The organism is Pedobacter sp. ok626 (genome assembly GCF_900100435.1).
Lineage (GTDB): Bacteria > Bacteroidota > Bacteroidia > Sphingobacteriales > Sphingobacteriaceae > Pedobacter.
The window spans coordinates 26,976-45,889 of sequence record NZ_FNEX01000011.1; the positions used below are offsets into that span (position 1 = coordinate 26,976).

The 18,914-nt window shown below is 40.2% G+C and carries 12 protein-coding genes; 7 read left to right on the forward strand and 5 right to left on the reverse strand.

Annotated features, from left to right (window positions below; all coding sequences use genetic code 11):
• Nucleotides 1-3: 3 nt before the first annotated feature.
• The 3 genes from BLS35_RS15645 to BLS35_RS15655 all read left to right on the forward strand — a co-directional run bounded on the left by BLS35_RS15645 (nucleotide 4) and on the right by BLS35_RS15655 (nucleotide 6,783).
• A complete protein-coding gene (locus BLS35_RS15645; RefSeq protein ID WP_254778919.1) occupies nucleotides 4-999 on the forward strand; it encodes a PorP/SprF family type IX secretion system membrane protein in 996 nt (331 codons plus the stop codon).
• A 40-nt stretch (nucleotides 1,000-1,039) separates the two neighbouring features.
• Entirely contained in the window at nucleotides 1,040-3,037 is a 1,998-nt protein-coding gene (locus tag BLS35_RS15650; RefSeq protein WP_254778920.1) for an OmpA family protein, read from the forward strand.
• 146 nt (nucleotides 3,038-3,183) lie between these two features.
• Nucleotides 3,184-6,783 carry a gliding motility-associated C-terminal domain-containing protein gene (locus BLS35_RS15655; RefSeq protein ID WP_090782710.1) on the forward strand — a complete coding sequence of 1,200 codons (3,600 nt, stop codon included), beginning with the start codon at nucleotides 3,184-3,186 and terminating at the stop codon, nucleotides 6,781-6,783.
• A 22-nt stretch (nucleotides 6,784-6,805) separates the two neighbouring features.
• On the opposite strand, the gene BLS35_RS15660 is transcribed toward BLS35_RS15655, so the two are convergent.
• Nucleotides 6,806-7,816, reverse strand: a complete 1,011-nt coding sequence (locus BLS35_RS15660; protein ID WP_090782712.1) for a PorP/SprF family type IX secretion system membrane protein — start codon at nucleotides 7,814-7,816, stop codon at nucleotides 6,806-6,808.
• 92 nt (nucleotides 7,817-7,908) lie between these two features.
• On the opposite strand from BLS35_RS15660, the gene BLS35_RS15665 reads away from it, so the two are divergent.
• The 4 genes from BLS35_RS15665 (at nucleotide 7,909) to BLS35_RS27855 (ending at nucleotide 12,285) form a co-directional block, all read left to right on the forward strand.
• Nucleotides 7,909-8,097 (forward strand): hypothetical protein, encoded by a 189-nt coding sequence (locus BLS35_RS15665; protein WP_090782714.1) that lies wholly within the window; start codon nucleotides 7,909-7,911, stop codon nucleotides 8,095-8,097.
• Nucleotides 8,098-8,286: 189 nt separating this feature from the next.
• A complete protein-coding gene (locus BLS35_RS15670) occupies nucleotides 8,287-8,805 on the forward strand; it encodes a GAF domain-containing protein (protein WP_254778921.1) in 519 nt (172 codons plus the stop codon).
• Between the two features lie 139 nt (nucleotides 8,806-8,944).
• On the forward strand, nucleotides 8,945-12,103 hold the full coding sequence (locus BLS35_RS15675) for a LamG-like jellyroll fold domain-containing protein (RefSeq protein ID WP_090782718.1): 3,159 nt from the start codon (nucleotides 8,945-8,947) through the stop codon (nucleotides 12,101-12,103).
• Between the two features lie 5 nt (nucleotides 12,104-12,108).
• Entirely contained in the window at nucleotides 12,109-12,285 is a 177-nt protein-coding gene (locus tag BLS35_RS27855; protein ID WP_165973325.1) for a PID-CTERM protein-sorting domain-containing protein, read from the forward strand.
• Here BLS35_RS27855 and BLS35_RS15680 read toward each other — a convergent pair.
• From BLS35_RS15680 to BLS35_RS15695, 4 genes are read right to left on the reverse strand one after another with little or no spacing between them, the layout of a single operon-like run.
• Entirely contained in the window at nucleotides 12,282-13,136 is an 855-nt protein-coding gene (locus BLS35_RS15680) for an N-acetylglucosamine kinase (protein ID WP_090782720.1), read from the reverse strand. The genes BLS35_RS27855 and BLS35_RS15680 overlap by 4 nt on opposite strands.
• Nucleotides 13,137-13,154: 18 nt before the next feature.
• Nucleotides 13,155-14,495, reverse strand: a complete 1,341-nt coding sequence (locus tag BLS35_RS15685) for a TolC family protein (protein ID WP_254778923.1) — start codon at nucleotides 14,493-14,495, stop codon at nucleotides 13,155-13,157.
• Nucleotides 14,482-17,586: an efflux RND transporter permease subunit gene (locus BLS35_RS15690; protein WP_090782722.1), complete on the reverse strand. Its 3,105-nt coding sequence runs from the start codon at nucleotides 17,584-17,586 to the stop codon at nucleotides 14,482-14,484. Before BLS35_RS15690 ends, BLS35_RS15685 begins: the two co-directional genes overlap by 14 nt.
• A complete protein-coding gene (locus tag BLS35_RS15695) occupies nucleotides 17,583-18,677 on the reverse strand; it encodes an efflux RND transporter periplasmic adaptor subunit (RefSeq protein ID WP_090782724.1) in 1,095 nt (364 codons plus the stop codon). The genes BLS35_RS15690 and BLS35_RS15695 overlap by 4 nt, the downstream gene beginning before the upstream one ends.
• Nucleotides 18,678-18,914: the final 237 nt, after the last annotated feature.

The following is an 18,914-nucleotide window of genomic DNA, read 5'->3' on the forward strand; positions in this document are numbered from 1 at the left end:
GTTATGAAGAAACTAATTAGAATACTAGCAGTAGGAGCATTTTTAAGTTTGGGTGCGTTAAAAGTATCAGCACAAATTGACCCTCACTTTTCACAATATTACGCTCACCCGCTATGGTTAAACCCAGCCCTAACTGGTGTTATCGATGGAGAATATAGAGTTTCGTTAAATGCTAAACAACAATGGGGATCCATCTCCAATTCATTCCTAACCGCGGGGGCATCGTTTGATATGGCCCCCAAAAAAAATCTGGCATTTGGGGCAATGGTGCTCAATCAAAATGCTGGAGATATCAGCTACAATCATTTAAGTGCATTAGTTTCGGGCGCATACCGAATTCATTTTGGAAGAGAAGGATTTAGTATGATCAACTTCGGCCTGCAGGCTGGTATTTTGAATAAAAGTTTTGACCCTTCAAGAATTACATTGGGTAGCCAATATAATCCTGTAACGGGTTACGACCCGGGGCTTGGTCTTAGTGAGTCCTTCTCCTCAACGAATACGCTTGTTCCGGATGTAAATGCTGGGGTGATGTTTTTTGATGGTAATCCTGATCAAGGCGTAAATGCATTTGCTGGGGTTATGGCGGGCCATTTAACCAGACCCATTGATAAGTTTTTGGGAAATAGTACGCGTATGCCTATTCGCTATGCTGGGCATGGTGGTGCAAGAATTAGAATCTCGGATTCTTTTGATGTAACCCCGAATGGTCTGTATATGAAACAAGGTAATGCACGGGAGATTTCAATGGGTGCGTATGGACAGTTGATGCTTAACGCTGACTCTGATCTTCTTTTTGGATCAAATTACAGGGTGGATGATTCGGCTATTGCTTTTTTTGGGTTGCACCTTAACAACATGGTGTTCGGATTGAGTTATGATTTTAATACATCTAGCTTAAACCGGGTTACTGGGAGTAAGGGTGGACTGGAGTTGTCTGTTTCATTTACTGGCAGAAAAGGAATCCTGGGCCCTAACTTCTTTTGTCCACGATTATAGTTGAACTAATATGAATTCATTACACATTAATGAAACCCCGATGAAAACCAAAATACTCTTGATCCTCTGTTTATTTGCCTCTGCTGCTCAAGCTCAATTTGTATCCAATAATAAAAGGGTAGCCGATGTCTATTTTCAAAATAAAGATTATTATGCTGCGGCTGTATATTATAGAAGAGCGCTAACTCCCACTACCGATAGCGCTAGCTTTGTAGTCCCTTTCGGTTTTGTGGAGAAGATCAAAGAAGAGAGTCCTAAAAAGGATGAATTTGAATATTGTACCTATCAGCTGGGTGAAGCATTAAGGTTATACAAGAACTTTGGGGATGCCGAGAAATGGTACGAAACGGCTAGAGGGTTTAAAAGTCCTAAGTATATATTAAGTAGTTTCTGGTATGGAGACTGTTTACGCTCCAATCAGCGATTTAAGGAAGCTATTGCTGCATTTAATGAGTTTTTGGACAAGTATCCACTTAAAGATAATTATGTAGCCAAGGCTAAGCAAGAAATTGCTTCTTGTCAATTTGCGCTTTATGAGTTGCGCTATCCGAGGATGTATAGCTTTAACAGATTAAAGAATAACACGAATACCAAAGGGTCAAATTATAGCCCGACCATAAAGGGAGCAAATCTTTATTTTAGTTCTTCAAGGCCGATTGGTGGTATAGGAGGTAAAAAGGAGGTATTGACAGGAGATGAGGCAAGGGTGGTTAGAAAAGAAACCCCATATCTGAACGCTGTATATGTAACTACGGTGAATGCTTTTGATCGGGATGTAACTGTTAAAAAAACAACTATTGCAGGGAAAGATAAAGAGTCTGCTGCACCAACCTTTCATCCCAATGGGAAAGTTGCTTATGTGACTAGTTGGACCACGCAAGGCAATAAAAAAATATATCAGTTAAATGCTACTCCTGGTGCTGCAAAGGAGTGGTCGGACCCGATTGAATTGGGTAGCCAGATCAATGTTAGGGGATTTAATTCCATGCAGCCTTTTGTAACAACAGATGGAAAGTATTTGATCTTTTCGTCAGATAGACCTGGCGGATCGGGTAAGTTTGATTTATGGTATGCACAGATTCTTATTGATGGGGCATTAGGTACAGCGGTAAATATGGGTAGCACCATCAATACCGCCGAAGATGATGAAGCCCCGTACTATAATGCTTCGACAAAAAGACTGTTGTTTAGCACTAATGGAAGAGTTGGCATGGGAGGGCTAGATTTTTTTGAAAGTGATGGCGATTTTAGTGATTGGTCTGAGCCTCGTAATCTGGGATTTCCTTTTAACTCTTCAAAAGATGATCTTTATTTCACACCACTTAGAAATGATGATTCGGAAGGGTATATCAGTTCCGATCGTGAATCGAGTTGCTGCCTGGAAATTTTTATTATTAAGAAAAAATTCCTTATTATTCAGGGAGCTTTGTTTGATTGTAGTAATTCGAAGCCTTTAAAGGATGCGGTAGTTACGCTGGCTGATTCGGTGCAGCAATTTAAATTTACTACAGACGAGATGGGTAAGTATACTTTTAGAGTAAATAGCAACCGCCAGTTTAAGTTGACTGCTGAAAAGGATAAATACTTTAGTAAAACGCTGAACTTTAGCTATGCGCAGATGGCCCAAAAGGATACTTTGTTTAGTCCGGAGCTGTGTTTGACGCCCTTTGAAATTGATAAGCCAATTGTACTGAAAAACGTTTTGTACGAATTTAATCAAGCAACTTTGACGGAGGATTCGAAAGTGAAAATGGATTACTTGTATGGAATCATGGTTGATAATCCTACGATTGAAATTGAGTTGAGTGCCCATACAGATAGCAAAGGCTCGGAGGCGTACAACCTGGATTTGTCGGAACGAAGAGCAAAATCTTGTGTTGATTATTTAGTAGAAAAGGGTATTTCCCAAACGAGGATGACCAGTCGTGGCTATGGTAAAACCAGGCCTATTGCACCGAATGAGTTTCCTAATGGGAAGGACAATCCTGAAGGGAGAGCCCTCAACCGTAGAACAGAATTTAAGGTTACCAAAAAATAAATACAAATTCTCTAATTGAAACCCCGTATAGATTTTGCTTCAAAGTTTATATGGGGTTTCTGCTATACGGCTTATTTTCGGCTAATTGTTAAAAATATTTATGCTATAATTACATTAAATTGTAAATTGGCTTTTTGATTTTAATTATGCGCTACTCTAAATGTGCCATTCTGGTATTTCTGCTTTTCGGTTTCTTAACTGGATTTTCTCAAACTGTTGAAGTAACCAGTACCGCAGATGCGGGGATAGGGACATTAAGAGAAGCATTGACTAATGTTCCAGCGGGCACAACGGGTTATACCATTAAGTTTAATCTGCCTGGTCCGGCAACAGAAAACAACAGGACGATTCGATTGCGTTCGGCTTTACCATCTATACCTTCAAATGTTACAATTGACGGAACTTCTCAACCGGTATGGGACGCGTTAGGTGTTTCTGGTGCTAAAATTATTATAGAACCCGAGTTTGCCAATTCTACTTTTCATGGTCTAACAATTGGAACCTATAATGCGGTATATACGCAAGTGGTAAATGTACAAATCTATGGCTTGTTTCTCCGAAACTTTGCCAAGTTTACCAGTCTTCAAAATGTGAATACAAATCAAGGATCAGGAATTGTAATCGATTATAGGGCCAGTAACATAAAAATCGGAGCTCCAGGAAAAGGTAATGTTATTGGGGGGACTATCCATGGTATCTTAATTAACAACACCAATTACTATCCTGCTCCTACTTTGGCAAATATTAACATTCAATCTAATTTAATCGGAGTATTGTATGATGGCATAACAGCGATACCAAATATAACAGGTATTTCCTCGAGCCTATATGAAACATCGATCGCTATTGGTGGTGATAATGCGGGAGAGGGTAACGTGATTGCTGCTAATCAGACCAACGTTAACATTAACAGGGTAAATAATTCAGGTACACGTATTAGTGTGGTTATTGTTAACAATAAAATAGGGGTAAATTATAATGGGACAAAGGATTTTCATGATCTGCAATTATTTCTTTCATCGTCCTCGTTGGAGATTCATGGTGTAAAGGTTAACGCCATTAATGCAGACCTTTATCTACGTAAGAACTTCATTTCTGGTAACCGCACAACTGGAGTGTATATAACGAATTCTGATTTTGTCCTTACCAGCAATTATATTGGGACAGGGATTGGGAAAACGGAAGACTTAGGGAATGGTGTTGGTGTGAGACTTGAAGGCACGGCAACAGGAACCATAGGTGGTACGGTAACATCCGATCTAGGAAATATTATTGCTTATAACAATTATGGGGTAGAGCTGACTTCTTCGAGGCAGGTAAAAATAATGAGGAACAGTTTTTATTGTAATAAAATATTTGGCATAGGCCCAGCTTTAAACTATACACAAGCTTATGTGCAAATCCTCATTAAAAGGCCCGGTCACTTAGAAGGTAGAGCTACACCTAATACGGAAGTAGAGCTTTTTTATACACAGTATTGTAATGGTCTTTGTGAAGGAAAGGACTACTTTGTAACCGTTCAGACCGATGCTACTGGTCGTTGGTATTATGATGGCCTTCTCACAGGGAATGTTACGGCAACTGCAACGCCTATACTAAATGGAACCACATCGCAGTTTTCGACTGCGGCTTTGCTAGAGGGAGAAGCTATTGTCACCTCGGTAACTTGTAATGGGAATGGGTCTATAAAAATCCCTGAACCCAGAGAAGGCTTTTTTTTTACATGGAATAGGATCGAAGAAAATGGGACGCGGACGGAATTGATACCCGCAGGAACTATACAGGAAATCGGTGATTTACCGGTTGGGCAATATGAAGTGGTCGTTGATGACGGGTGTAAATCTGTTGCAAGACAATTTCTTATAAAAGATCAAAGATTGGTAAACCTTGTTGTGAATTGGCCTACGCCAGGCTGTGGACAGCTTACTTTTCCATTTTCGGCCAGTGTTGACAGAGGGGAAGGGGTAATAAAATACGAGTGGATTAATATGATTACAAATCAGGTCGCCTCGATTGGGAAAAACGTGACTCTACCCGAAGGGACATATAAGTTAAGGGTAACTGATCAGGCTGGGTGTCCTGTAGAGTCAATCGTAAAGAAAATTGATAGACTCTCGCAACCCATTATTAATATGGGAGCACGTTTGGTTGGGCCAGCAGCTTGCGGTGCTTCAAATGGGGTAATTAAAAATATTACTATAACAGATGCTATTGGTACAATAACCTACAAATGGTATGTAATGGATCGGGATCCTTTAACCGGTTCCTATGTTCAAGGTGCTAAGGTTAGTGACGACCTTGATCTTACAGGAATGCCTGGAGGAATTTATATGTTGGAAGTGAAGGATCAGGGGCCTTGTCCTGCTGTTCGAATTAGCTATCCGGGTATTACGATTCCTATCACCAACTCTGTTATTATAAATGGTGGTACTACACAGAACACGACTTGTGGTAATAATAACGGGGCGATAAATAATATTTCAATCACTCAGGGAGATACCTATAGGTTAACCACTTCTAATGGTGTGTTGGTGAGTACTGGAAGATGTAGCCCGGGCATACCGTTCAATATAACTACTGGTGTAAATGGTGGTTTAGCTGCTGGGACATACATTTTAAATGCAAGTAACGATTTTACCGGATGTACAGCGGTTCCTGTTAACTATACCATAGGCGTAACTCAAATAACCCAGTATCCTGCTCAGATAGTTTCAATAAACAAAGCGAAATGTGATTTGGACAATGGATCAATTACATTGAACTATCCCAATAATATAAAGCCGCAGACAGGTAAATATCAGTGGAAGAATGCCGCAGGTGAAGTTTTTCCGGGAACGGCTGAAAAGATCGAAAATCTACCGAAAGGCGAGTATACTTTACATATAATTGATCCCAATGGCTGTACTTCTGATCCTTTAGGACCTTACGAGATTGATCGAATTCCGTTAATTATTGTTGATAAGATGAGTGGTGTGGCAACAGATGACGTGTGCGGCCTTGGGCGAGGAACAATAACCGGTGTGCGAATTTCAGAAGGATTACCTTTAAGTGGTTCGGGCGCAGATGCTGTATATTTATATCAATGGAAAAATGCTAACGGTGATATCGTGAGTACGGATAGAGATTTGACTAAAGCCTTCGCCGGAGAATACCATCTTGAAGTAAGGGACCAAGCTTCTTGTGATCCCCAGATCAGTAGAGTTTTTACCATCGAAGCCCCAACTATTCCATTGCAAACACCAGTATTTGATCAGAAGCGACGTGTATGTTATGCAACTGAAATAATGATTCCAATAACTTCACCAGAGGAAGGTACCTACCAGTTGTTTCATTCTGAAGATGATGTTATTCCAATTATGGAAGCTAAGAATGGAATATTCATTTTTAAAGTGGCGAAAACAGGAGAATATGTGATCCGCAGAAAGAACGGAACCTGTGCTAGCGATTTTGTTCCGTTACATATAGAAGTAACTAACGACAATCTTGAGATTAAGAATACCATGACGCCTAATGGTGATGGCATGAACGACTACTGGATGATTAGCGGATTACCTGATCATAAGGATATCAATATTAAAGTTTATACCCGTAGTGGTCAATTGGTATATGAATCAACAGGCCCGTATAATAAGCCATTTGACGGCCGATTCAGAGGTGTTGACCTTCCAGCAGGCGCTTATTATTATAAAATAGATTTAAGAGCCGATTGTAATCCAATAGGAGGTAGTATTACCTTATTAAGATAAGATTAGGTATAACAAAAATGTGTTAAAACTGACGGGTAGAGCACTTCACGTCATAACGGTTATTCAACAAGATACCCAATACGATCTCATGTGTGCCATTGTTAACGTTTCGTAATGCAGATGTGGTCACATCATAGGAATAGCTGATGTTTATTAATGACGCAACATTAAAACCGGCAAGTGCGGAAAAGGAATCATTGTTTCTGTAGCTGCCACCAATCCAGAACTTATCTTGGTAGGCAATCTTAAGGTTGGCATCTAAAGTCATAGGAGCGCTTAACCAATAGGTGAGCAAGGTTGAGGGAATAAAAGCTATATCTTCATCAACAAAGAACTTATAGCCGGCAGTACCGTAAAATGTAGTGGTCTGGTAAGCCGATAAATTGGTCTGTTTGTTTGGCGTTGGAGAACGATAACCTAATATCTGCTTTGCCGAAGCACCAACAAAAAATCGCGGACTATATAGCCATACACCACCACCAACATCAGGTCTTATTTTATTATTGTAATCCGCAGATAAAAGCGGATCAGAAGTATTGTCCACAAGTACACTTGCCACATCAATGCTGGTAGAGGCTAAACCGGCAGAAATACCAAGAGAGAGATTGACATCATAACTAAGACCCAAATGATAGGCGTATGTTCCGTTTATATTGGTTTGCCTGATCCGGCCGGCCTTATCTGTCAATGCATAGAAACCAACTCCATGATGTGGCTCTGCTGATGTATAGGTATCCACATAACTACGGCTTAAAGGATTGTATCCGGCTCCCGAAAAAGAGTTTACTGAACTTCTTACAAAGTCCTCTCCAATTGGAGCGTGTATAGAAATATATTGGGTAACAGGCGCACCTTCAAGTCCTTTCCACTGATTTCTGTAACCCAGCTTTAGGTCAGTATAATTGTCTATTCCGGAAAGTGCAGGGTTAATTAAATAATTGTTAAAGATATATTGTGTAGACCTGGGATATTCCTGCCCAAAGCTAAACAAGTACGTTAGGAGCAATAACGAGAGGTTAAAAATAGATTTCATTCTTATCAAATAGCAATTAATTAACCAATTATAAGATAAATTTTGTGTATAATGAACTTTTAAACTAAATTCTTTAATTAAAGCTGTAATCTATGCATCCCGAATCGCAAATAAAACTCATCGCAGATACCTTACTTCCGGGTTTTATTCCTAAAAATGCTACTGAAAAGGAACTTTCTTTTCATTTTACTATTCCCCCAAATAAGAGCTATAAAGTGTGGTATCAAAAGAATGCCAAGAACGAATGGGTGTTTATAGGTTTTGAACCGACTGAAAACTAGGGGGTTATTGTAGGGCGGGGAATGAGGCTGATTGGAGTATTATTCACCAGTTTGAGTAATTTTTGCCCCCATGCTTCGTGATGTAAATTATACACTTAGGTCTGAAAAGTGCTTAAGCATAATGTAAATGCGTACTATTTGAATAGGGTATAGTAATTGCCTTAAATTACTATGCTACATAGGAAGATTTTGGAAAAGAAAATAAGGAGAAGCATTGTGCCGACCGTGCAGTCCCGACTAGAGAGATTAGATAGATATAACCTAATATATACTAAATCAGAATCTGTTTTTAATGATTTGGCCATATTAACAGCAACGCTATTTGATACGGATATCGCCGTAATTAATTTTATTGATCTGGACGCTGTTTGGTCAAAAGTTAAAATCGAGAACAATCAGGAATCAAATCTCAATACTGAGACAAGTATTTGTTCTTTGGCGATTATTAATGAAAAAGGCGACCTATTTGAGGGGCTATCGATGGCTCCCAGGTTGATGTCAAATGCTTTAATTGCCGGCGAAATGGGAATGAAGTTTTATGCTGCAGTACCTATAATTACCGATGAAGGTTTTCATGTGGGCAGTGTGTGCATTGTTGACAAAAAGCAAAGAGTCTTTTTGCCCCAAGATCGAGAAAAATTAGAATGGGTAGCAACAAGGGTCCGAAAAGAGATGAATAAAAGGATGGCCAAAAAGATAGAAGCTTAAGCATTTTTTATTCTGTAAAAATCAAAATAACTGCGTTTTCGTCGTAATTGTATTTTTTTACATGGAATGTGGATTCCATTATTTAACATTGAGAGTTGTTTGTTAACTCATTGATTATTTTGTAATTAAATGTTAAATAATGATTCTTTGTTCAATTTTTTGGTTTAAACGGATCGTCGTTTTGCTGCTTGCCCTCACGACTTATGAGAATGTACTCGGGCAGGCTTGGATGCCGAGTTATAACTTTCGGAAAAAGATCTCTATTGACAAATCCATGATCCAGGGTGGAGTTAATTTGTTAGAATTCTCTGTGCTCATCGAACTTGAAGATCGGGACTTGAAGCAGCCTACTGGTTGTGTATATCAAGGGCAAAATACGGAACTAGATATCTCATTTGCTAGTGTTCTACAGCCAGATATACCGATTCATTTTCAACTCGACGCTTATGATCCTTTGAAAGGGAAATTAATGTGTTGGGTTCGGATAAAAGAATTGATTGCATCAGGCAATCCCGGAGTCAATGAGCTTTATCTTTACTATGGTTCAACCCAAAGGCATAATCCCCTCTCTGCAGAAAGTCGCGCTACCTGGGGCAATGATTATCAAAACGTTTGGCATATAAACCCGGATATTCCACCTGCAAGCAGTAGGAGTGCCAATCAGAGTTCAAACAATGATATGATCGGTGATTCTGGGGTAAGTGTGGCTAATTTTCAGGAGGGCAAGATTGGTGCTGGACTCTGGTTTAATGGATCTACAACCTCAATGCATGCTGCGCCTGATACTAATTCAAATGTGTATGTTACGCTATGGCTGAAACTTCATGAAATTGGCCGCGAACAGGTTATTCTTGCCAACGATACTTTAGGTGTTGGATTTCGGATTACAATAGATGCAGAGGGGTATATCGTTTTATCAAGTGATTTCATCCGAAAGTCGACTATGGCGCTCACTGCGGGGACCTGGTATTATGTTGGGGTGATGTATAACCGCCAGCAAAAGGAGATTTATATCAACGGCGTGTATAGGGGTGGAGATGCTATCGTTAATTTACGAATGAAAAACATTGGAAGGTATAGTATTGGCAAGAGTAAACAAGACGATCGGTACTTCAATGGGATGATTGATGAGCTGAGGACTTTGCGTGTAATAAGACGGAAAGAATGGCTTTCCGCGGAATACAGAAATCAGCTCAATCCAACAGCTTTTATCAGTGTTTCAGCGCAAGAGATAAATCCTATACAAACTCCGCTGGTAGATGAATTTACAGGTGGATATGGAACAAACAATTGGGACGATGAAGGCAACTGGAGCTCTGGAACGATCCCTGTGCCATACGCCAATATTACTATTAAAGCAGGGCGGGAATTGCGAATACCGGCTGGTACTTCTTTAATCGTAAACAGCCTTATACTTGAACCAGGTAGTAGGCTTTTGTTAGGGACTGATTTAGAAGTCAACTGTAAGACAGAAATAGGCTCATCTTCATCAATAATTTTAGATGAGGGCGTACGAGTGGTGTTTAAAAATGATGTGGTAAATGATGGGGCAATTTTATTGAACGAAAATGCCGGAGCGCTGATATTTGCTGGGGATCAGTCCTTGCTAACCTTTTCCGGCTCGGGAATCTGCGCTGTTTCTCGTTTAGAAGTAAACCTCAACTCAGGCACAGCCTTACTACAAGCAAAACTGAAGGTGAGTAAGCAGGTTGAACTGATCAAAGGAACATTAAACGCTAATGGCAACCTGACGATGCTTGCGACAGGGGCGACTGATTACGCTGTTTTGATGCCCATTCAAAACATCAACGCTGCAAATATTATCGGTAACGTGACTGTTCAACAGTTTATTGATGGTGATTTTTTAGCACCTTCTACTGCACGCAATTGGTGGCTGTTAAGTTCGCCTGTGTACCAATCGTTGGCGGAGCCAAAATTGTATAACCTAAATGCTATTCAGCAAAGTATGTTTGTAACAGGGACAGGTGGTATAAATAATGGTTTCGATCTTTCTCCGAATAACAACTCCACGATTTACACACATGATCAATCCTTGCCCGGAAGCCTCTCTCAGAAGTATGCCGGCATAGCCAGCATGGGGACAAATTTACTTATGGGAAAAGGGTTTTATGTATTTTCAAGGGGAAGTAGGACAGAACCAAATGCCTATGTACATCAAATACAAACAACACCATTTTCGAATCCAAAGCCCTATCTGATTAATTATAGTGGCAAATTATTTACAGGTGAACTTAAGGTAGTTTTGCGGAATAGAGATACAGGCGGGGAAGGTGATGGATATAATTTGTTGGGAAATCCTTATGCTTCGACATTGTTATGGGGTAATTTACAAAAGGTAAATATGAGTCCCTTTTTATGGGTATTTGATCCAAAAAATAATGCCTATCGGGTAACAGATGATCCCGCTTACCTCATTCATTCAGGTGCCGGTTTCTTTGTTAAAGTAAATAGTGGCAATAGCACCGGCGAGCTTACGTTTACCGAACAGGCAAAATCTGGGGCAGTGGTTTCGGGCTTTTCGAGAATACTTTCGTCTGTAAATAAAGAAACAGATCTAGTGCGATACGATAGGAAAACCAGGATAAAAATAACCCTAAATAAGGAATCGCTGTCCGACGACTATATTTTAACCTTACATCCTTCCGGCAGTAACGAAATTAACGATGCTGATGCAGCTAAAATAGGAGAAGGACATTTAAGTATTTCGGGTTTAGCCACAAATGGGAATAAGCTTTCAATTGATGAACGGGCGATAGATACAGGCCGAAAGATAATTAAGTTGTTTGTGAAGGGCTGGACTACTGGTACATATACTTTTAAGTTTAATGCAGTTTTCAACAACCAGGAAAAGCTAACATTAATCGATCATTATTTGGATGTACATTACCCTATAGCCGCAGGAGAAAGCACACATCACTTTTCTATAAATACGGCAGTCGGGGCATCGTATGGCAAGGAACGGTTTTCTTTACTACTAGAACCGATAAAGATAAATGAGCCAATAAATGGGTTGTCTGATAGCCCATTTTTATTTTATCCCAATCCGGTAAATGAGCTGATTTATTTGAAAGCTGTCAATCAGAGCTGGAAAAACCTGAAAGTTATAATTCGTAACATTTCCGCTGAGCAGGTATGGCGCAATGACCTAGCTGTTCTTGAACCTGGTATTCCGGTGCAGTTGTCCTGTAGCCAATTGATAAAGGGAATTTATATCCTACAATTGATAGATCAGAAAAGTAATAAAATCATTGCTTCCTTTAAAATCTTAAAAAACTAAGTCGGATGAAATATGTATTGCTTTTTATTTTTATGTTGAGTTTTAGCCTGGCAATGGGTATACGTACAGATGATCCGGGCCTTCCGGGTGGTGATCCAGATGTGCCTGTGGATGGTGGAGTCGCTGCCTTGTTAGTCGCGGGAGTGGTATACGGAATAAGGAAAATTAGGCAATTACACTAAACGGTAATGCCTTCTTTTCTTAGAATGTAATTGTAAATTCCTTCAATAGGTTTCTGATAAATCTTACCTACTTTAACATGGCTCTTTAAGCATACCTCTCTTAAAATATCTTGATAGTAAAAGGCAATAGAACCCACAAAGTGAGTATCCAGGGTTTTATATTCGCTATAATCCTTGATGTTGCTATCTACAAACTCCTGAAAGCCTTCGCGTAGGATATTTACAATGAAAGGGTGCGTTTTATGATTGATCATAAAGCGGCTAATAGAAGCTAAGTATGTATTTGGACTTGGTTTTTGATATACATTAGTAATCACCGTTTCTTTATCGATATGAAACTCTTGTCCAAATTCAAAGCTGAGTTCAGCAGGCATTAGATTGTACAGGTAGGATGTGATCAGTTTACGACCAAACCATGTGCCCGAGCCCTCATCACCCAATACATAGCCCAGACCATGCATACCATGATGCAAAGTTTTACCATCAAAATAGGAGATGTTGGAACCTGTACCTAAAATGCAGGTTAAGCCTGGCTTATCCCCACAAGTAGCATACGCGGAACCCATCAAATCATGTTCAACAGCAACATAGGCATTCGTAAAGAAAGAAGACAGCCCATTGGATATAATTTCTATTTTATCAGGAGAAGAACACCCTGCACCAAAGAAATAAACTTCCTTAACCTGGCTTGCTAAATGAGCAATTTCTTTCTTTTTAGAAAAGAGTTTGAAAATGTCATGCGCATTCAGGAAGTAAGGATTTATACCCTGTGTGCTAAAGTTGATTTGTTCATTTGGGCTATAACCCATCCAATCTGTTTTGGTGGAACCACTGTCTGCTACTAGAATCATTTGCTAAAAATAGTAATCTTATTGAATATTTAAAGTGCCACTGATTTCTTTTAGACTAATTTCTGTTAATTTTGCTTCGTACTGGGCATTTAGATAGCGGGTTATCGCATCGATGAAATTCTTTTGGGCCTCTCTTAGCTCTAAAGGAGAGATGCTACCCAATCTGTATTTATCAAGCGTAATGTCTTGATTTTGTTTTGCGATATCCACATTGTTTTTCTCAATTTTAAGCAAATCAAGGTTGGTGCTGTAATTCTGATAAGTGAGCAACAACTGTGCATTGATATCCTGTTTCGTTTTTTCAAAGCTCAATTCAGAAGAGTTGATTCCAATCTTGGCATTTCGCTCATTCTGGCGCTGTAAAAAGCCATTAAAGATATTTAGGCTAGCCGTAACACCATAAGTAAAGCCGTTGGAACGCTGCTGGGTATTAAAGCCCGTCGGACTGGCGCTGTTTTGAAATTCGTATCCACCGTTTACAGCAACTACCGGATAGCGCTGCCCTTTAACCTGTTTCAAATTGAGTTCTGCTATTTTCTTATTGATGAAAGCATTTTGCAGATCAGGATTTAGTTGTGCCATCTGGCCTTCCAGGGTGGCTAAGTTCAATGCCTTATCAATGTCAATTCGCTCAGCAACCTTAAAATCAATATTGAGGTCTCTAGCCATTACTTGATTCAAGGAAGTTTTTGAAGTTTTTAACAAATTAATCTCCTGCAAATATGCCGATGTATCTGTATTGTAATCTACTTTGGCAGCCAGGACATCCAGTTTGGAGCCTCTACCAATGCTCAATTTGTTGTTGGCAATTGTTAAACGCAATTGTGATATATCCAATGCACTATCTCTGGCCACAACCAACTGCTGCTCTTTCAATACCGTATAATAGGCATTAATCACACTACTGATCGTAGTTAATATGGTTGCTTTTGCATTCACCTCACCCAGCTTTTGCAATTCTTTAAGGCGCTCGTAATTGGTGAACATTTGTAAACCATCAAATATAGTCCAGCCTAATGCAGCCCCATAGTTCATATTGGTGTTTCTTACCCCATCAAGTGTTTGCTGGTTGCCATTACTTTGTGTACGGGTAATGTTTTGTCTGCTGCCACCATCACTAAAGCTACCCGTTAATTGAGGCAGCATACCCGCATTTCCTGGGTTTAAGTTATTTTTAGCAATTTGAATATCGTTGTTTACGAGTTTAATATCATAGTTGTTTTTTAGCGCAATGCTTATGGCTTCTTCTAAGCCTAGCTTTTGCTGTGCAGAAGCCAGTTGCGTGTACATCGCCAAAACGGTCATTAAACAAAATACAACAGTAAGGCGTGTCCCTAACATGTAATTAATCCTTTTCATGTTTCAATGCTGCTTTTAATGATTGTTCTAATTCAGTATTCGTTTTGTGTTCTTTTGACCAGTATGAATAGATGGCTGGAATCACAAATAGGGTTAAGATCAATGCAAAGGTGGTTCCGCCTACAATTACAATTCCCATACCCATTCTACTTTTCGCTGCGGCTCCTAAAGCCATGGCAATAGGAAGAGCACCAATAGCGATGGCTAAACTGGTCATTAGGATTGGTCTTAACCTCGAAACTGAAGCCTCCCTAATCGCATCATGCACACTTTTTCCTTGTTCTTTAAGCTGGTTGGCAAACTCAAGAATCAAAATACCATTCTTGGTTACCAAACCAATCAACATGATCGTGCCAATCTGGCTAAATATATTCCAGCTCTGACCAAATAACCAGAGGGATAAAAATGCCCCGGCAACAGCCATAGGTACTGTTAAAATAATGATAATCGGATCTATAAAGCTTTCGAACTGCGCCGAAAGAATCAGATAAACCAGTAGCAAGGCCAATCCGAAGGCGAAAAGCGTATTTGAAGAACTTTCCTTGAAGTCCCGTGACTCACCGCCAAGGTCTGTTGTGAAAGTTTCATCCAATACTTTTTCGGCAATCCGGTCCATTGCAGCGATACCTTCTCCAATGCTTTTGCCCGGTGCCAGACCAGCAGAAACTGTTGCGGCTGTAAGTCGGTTGTTACGGTAAAGTTGTGGCGGACTGCTTTCTTCTTTTGCGGTTACCAGGTTGTCCAGTTGGATCAGTTCTCCATTACTATTGCGTACATATACCGAGCTCAGATCTAATGGATCTTTACGATCGCCAACTTCAAACTGACCAATCACCTGGTATTGTTTTCCATTCATAAAGAAATAGGAGAAACGCTGACCACTTAAACCTAGTTGCAAGGCTGTACCAATATCCGCAACTGATACGCCGAGGTTTTTGGCCTTATCCCTGTCAATAGTCAAGTCAATTTCGGGCTTGTTGAACTTTAAGTTTACATCCGAAGTAGTGAAGGTTGGATCTTTAGCCACTTCCTCCATAAACAATGGGACCTTTTCGCGTAACTTTTCAAAGTTCTGCGCCTGGATGATATAATTGACAGGTAGTCCACCACGACGACCTACGGAGATGGTAGGCTGTTGAGTAACCACTACTTTTCCTTCCGAATATTTACGGGTAATCTTGGTTAGGTCAGCTGCGATCTCCGCCTGAGTTCTATTTCTTTCTGAAGGATCTGTTAAACCCATCCTTACGAATCCACTATTGGTAGAGCCTGAACCGCCAAAACCTGGAGAAGTGATAGTAATATTTACTTTCTTTTCGGGTACCGAGTCGTTAACCATCTGGTTTATTTTCATCATAAACCTATCTGTATACGCAAATGAAGAACCTTCAGGCGTAGTCAGGTTCATGTTAATCGCACTTCGATCATCATAAGGAGCGGTTTCCTTCGGTAATATCTTCCAGAACAACACAATCAGGCCAACGCAGACCATGATAATCGGAATGGCTAACCATTTTCTGTCCAGAAACTTATTTAATTTTTCTGCGTAACCTTCATTCAGTTTTACAAAGTATGGCTCCGTTATTTCGTAGAACCTTGTTTTTTTATGCCCTGTTTTTTTCATCAGATAGGCATTCAACATCGGCGTTAAAGTAAGCGATACAAAGGCCGATATTAAAACGGCAGCTCCAATTACCACTCCAAACTCCCTAAACAGCCGGCCCACGAAGCCTTGTAAGAATATTACGGGTAAAAATACGGCAGCGAGGGTAATGGAAATGGAGATTACGGCAAAAAAGATCTCATTAGAGCCTTTTATGGCTGCCTCGAAAGGAGAATAGCCCTCTTCTACTTTTTTAAAGATGTTTTCTGTAACTACGATACCATCATCTACCACCAGACCCGTTGCCAACACAATGGCCAATAATGAAAGTACATTGATGGAGAATCCAAAAATGTACATGATAAAAAAGGTGAATACCAGTGATACTGGAATGTCAATAAGCGGTCGTATGGCGATAGCCCAATCCCTGAAAAACAAATATATGATCAGGATTACCAGAATCAAAGAGAGGATAATGGTCTCTGCAACCTCCGTTACTGATGCTTTAATAAATTTGGTAGTATCTAAAGAGATGTTCAATTTAATATCAGATGGAACATCTTTTTCCAATTGGGCAAAACGTTTGTCAAACTCTTTAGAGATATCAAGGTAATTTGCGCCAGGTTGGGGGATAAGGCCCACGGCAACCATCGGTTTGCCCGATTCTCTTAATACTGTTTCTTCGTTTTCCGAGCCCAGTTCTGCAAAACCAATGTCCTTTAAACGGACTACATTGCCGGTCTCATTTTTCAGGATTAGGTTATTGAACTCATCTGCAGTGGTTAATTTTCCTAATGTTTTTACGATGAGCTCAGTATTAGCTCCTGTGATCTTTCCAGAAGGCAATTCCACATTCTCTTTATCAAGTGCCGCTACAATATCCTGGGTTGTTAAGCCGTAAGCAGCCAGTTTATCCGGCGAAATGCGAATACGCATGGCATACTTTCTTTGCCCCATGATTTGTACGCTACTGACACCGGTAATGGTTTGCAACCTATCCGCAATTACATTCTCTGCATAATCACTCAACTCCATTACATTGCGTTTATCACTCTGTATGGTCATCGTAATCACGGCATCCGAGCTCGCATCAGCTTTACTTACAACCGGATTACCATCAATATCTTTAGGTAGCCTTCTGGCCGCTTCAGATACTTTATCGCGCACATCATTGGCCGCGTCATCAATGTTTTTATTTAGGTTAAATTCGATGGTGATGTTACTACTTCCCTGGTTGCTTGATGAGGAGATGTTTCTGATCCCGTCGATACCATTAATGGATTTTTCGAGTGGTTCAGTAATCTGTGATTCAATAATGTCCGAATTGGCCCCCGGGTAAGATGTCCGTACATTAATTACTGTAGGATCGATGTTTGGATATTCCCTTACACCCAGAAAATTATACCCGATTACCCCAAATAAGAGGATCGCCAGGTTCATCACAATGGCCAGTACTGGCCTCTTTATACTGGTGGTGGAAATACTCATATCTTAGACTTGTGATTTATCACTGTTACTTTAACTGGTGCACCTGGTTTTAAGGCCATTGCTCCGGTTGTTAATACAGTGTCACCAACATTTAAACCCGATGTGATCACAATGTGATCAGCAGTGCGCGTACCTGCCTCAACTGCTACTTGTTCTGCTTTACCATCTTTAGTAATGTAAACGGTTTTTCCCTTTAATACAGGGATGATGGCTTGGTTCGGAATTAATAAAGCATCTTTTACGGTACTTAGCGCCAGTTTTATTTTGGCAAAAGAGCCAGGACGCAGTTCATCGTTGGGATTGGGTACCAGTGCTTTTATTTGTAAAGTTCGGGTTTGCGTATTGATGCCCGGTTCTATGGCGAAAACCTTACCACTAAATGTTTTATTAAGTCCATCCGTAGTAAACGACATTTCTGAGTTCAGTTTGATCTGGCCGATATATTTCTCAGGAACAGAGAAGCTGATTTTTAAAGGGTTTACACTGGATAAGGTTGCGATAAGTGTTGTCGGCGTGATGTAACCGCCCACCGAAATGGAGCGCAAACCAATTTTGCCACTAAAAGGTGCATAGATGGCCGTTTTTGCCAGTTGCGCCCGGATCAGCTGAGTTTGTGCTTTTAAAGATTGTAGATCGGCAAGCGAGGTATCATATTCTTCCTGACTTATAGCACCTTTTTCCAACAGTTGTTTTGATCGGTTTTCATTGGTGGCAGATAGCTGTTGCTTGGTTAGCGCTTGCTGTAATTGCGCCTGTATATCTCTATCATTAATCTTAACCAGCAAACTGCCTTTACTTACATTAGCACCTTCTTTGAAATTAATACTGGTCACTAAACCGGATACTTCACTGCGCAGTTCAACAGATTCGTTGGCTTCCAAAGTCCCCGTGACTTCCAGATCGTTGGTAAAGTCGCCCGCAGTAACTACAATTCCATCAACCTGTAAACCTTTAGAAGGACCACCTTTGCCGCCGCCTTTGCCCATGCTTGCTCCCTCTGCTGCGATTTTTTTATTCGCCGAAATTCTGTAATAGATTAAATAAGCTGCCCCGACAATAAGTAGGGTGTAAATGATGTACTTTACTTTCATTTGTTTTGTGGTTCTTGTTTTACCTGCACTCGAGTTCCGGCGATTGCATTTTATACTTGGTTGCGTTAATGATAACGCGCTTGAAAGGTTAACACACAAAAATATCTAAAATGACCATAGCAGGTTGTATTAAGTGTGTTACAGGTACGGTGATTTTTGAAATAAATTCCTTACTCCGATCGCCTTTTTGCCCAGTTTTATCTAAGTTTGGCACAATTTAGCGAATTTTGCATATCC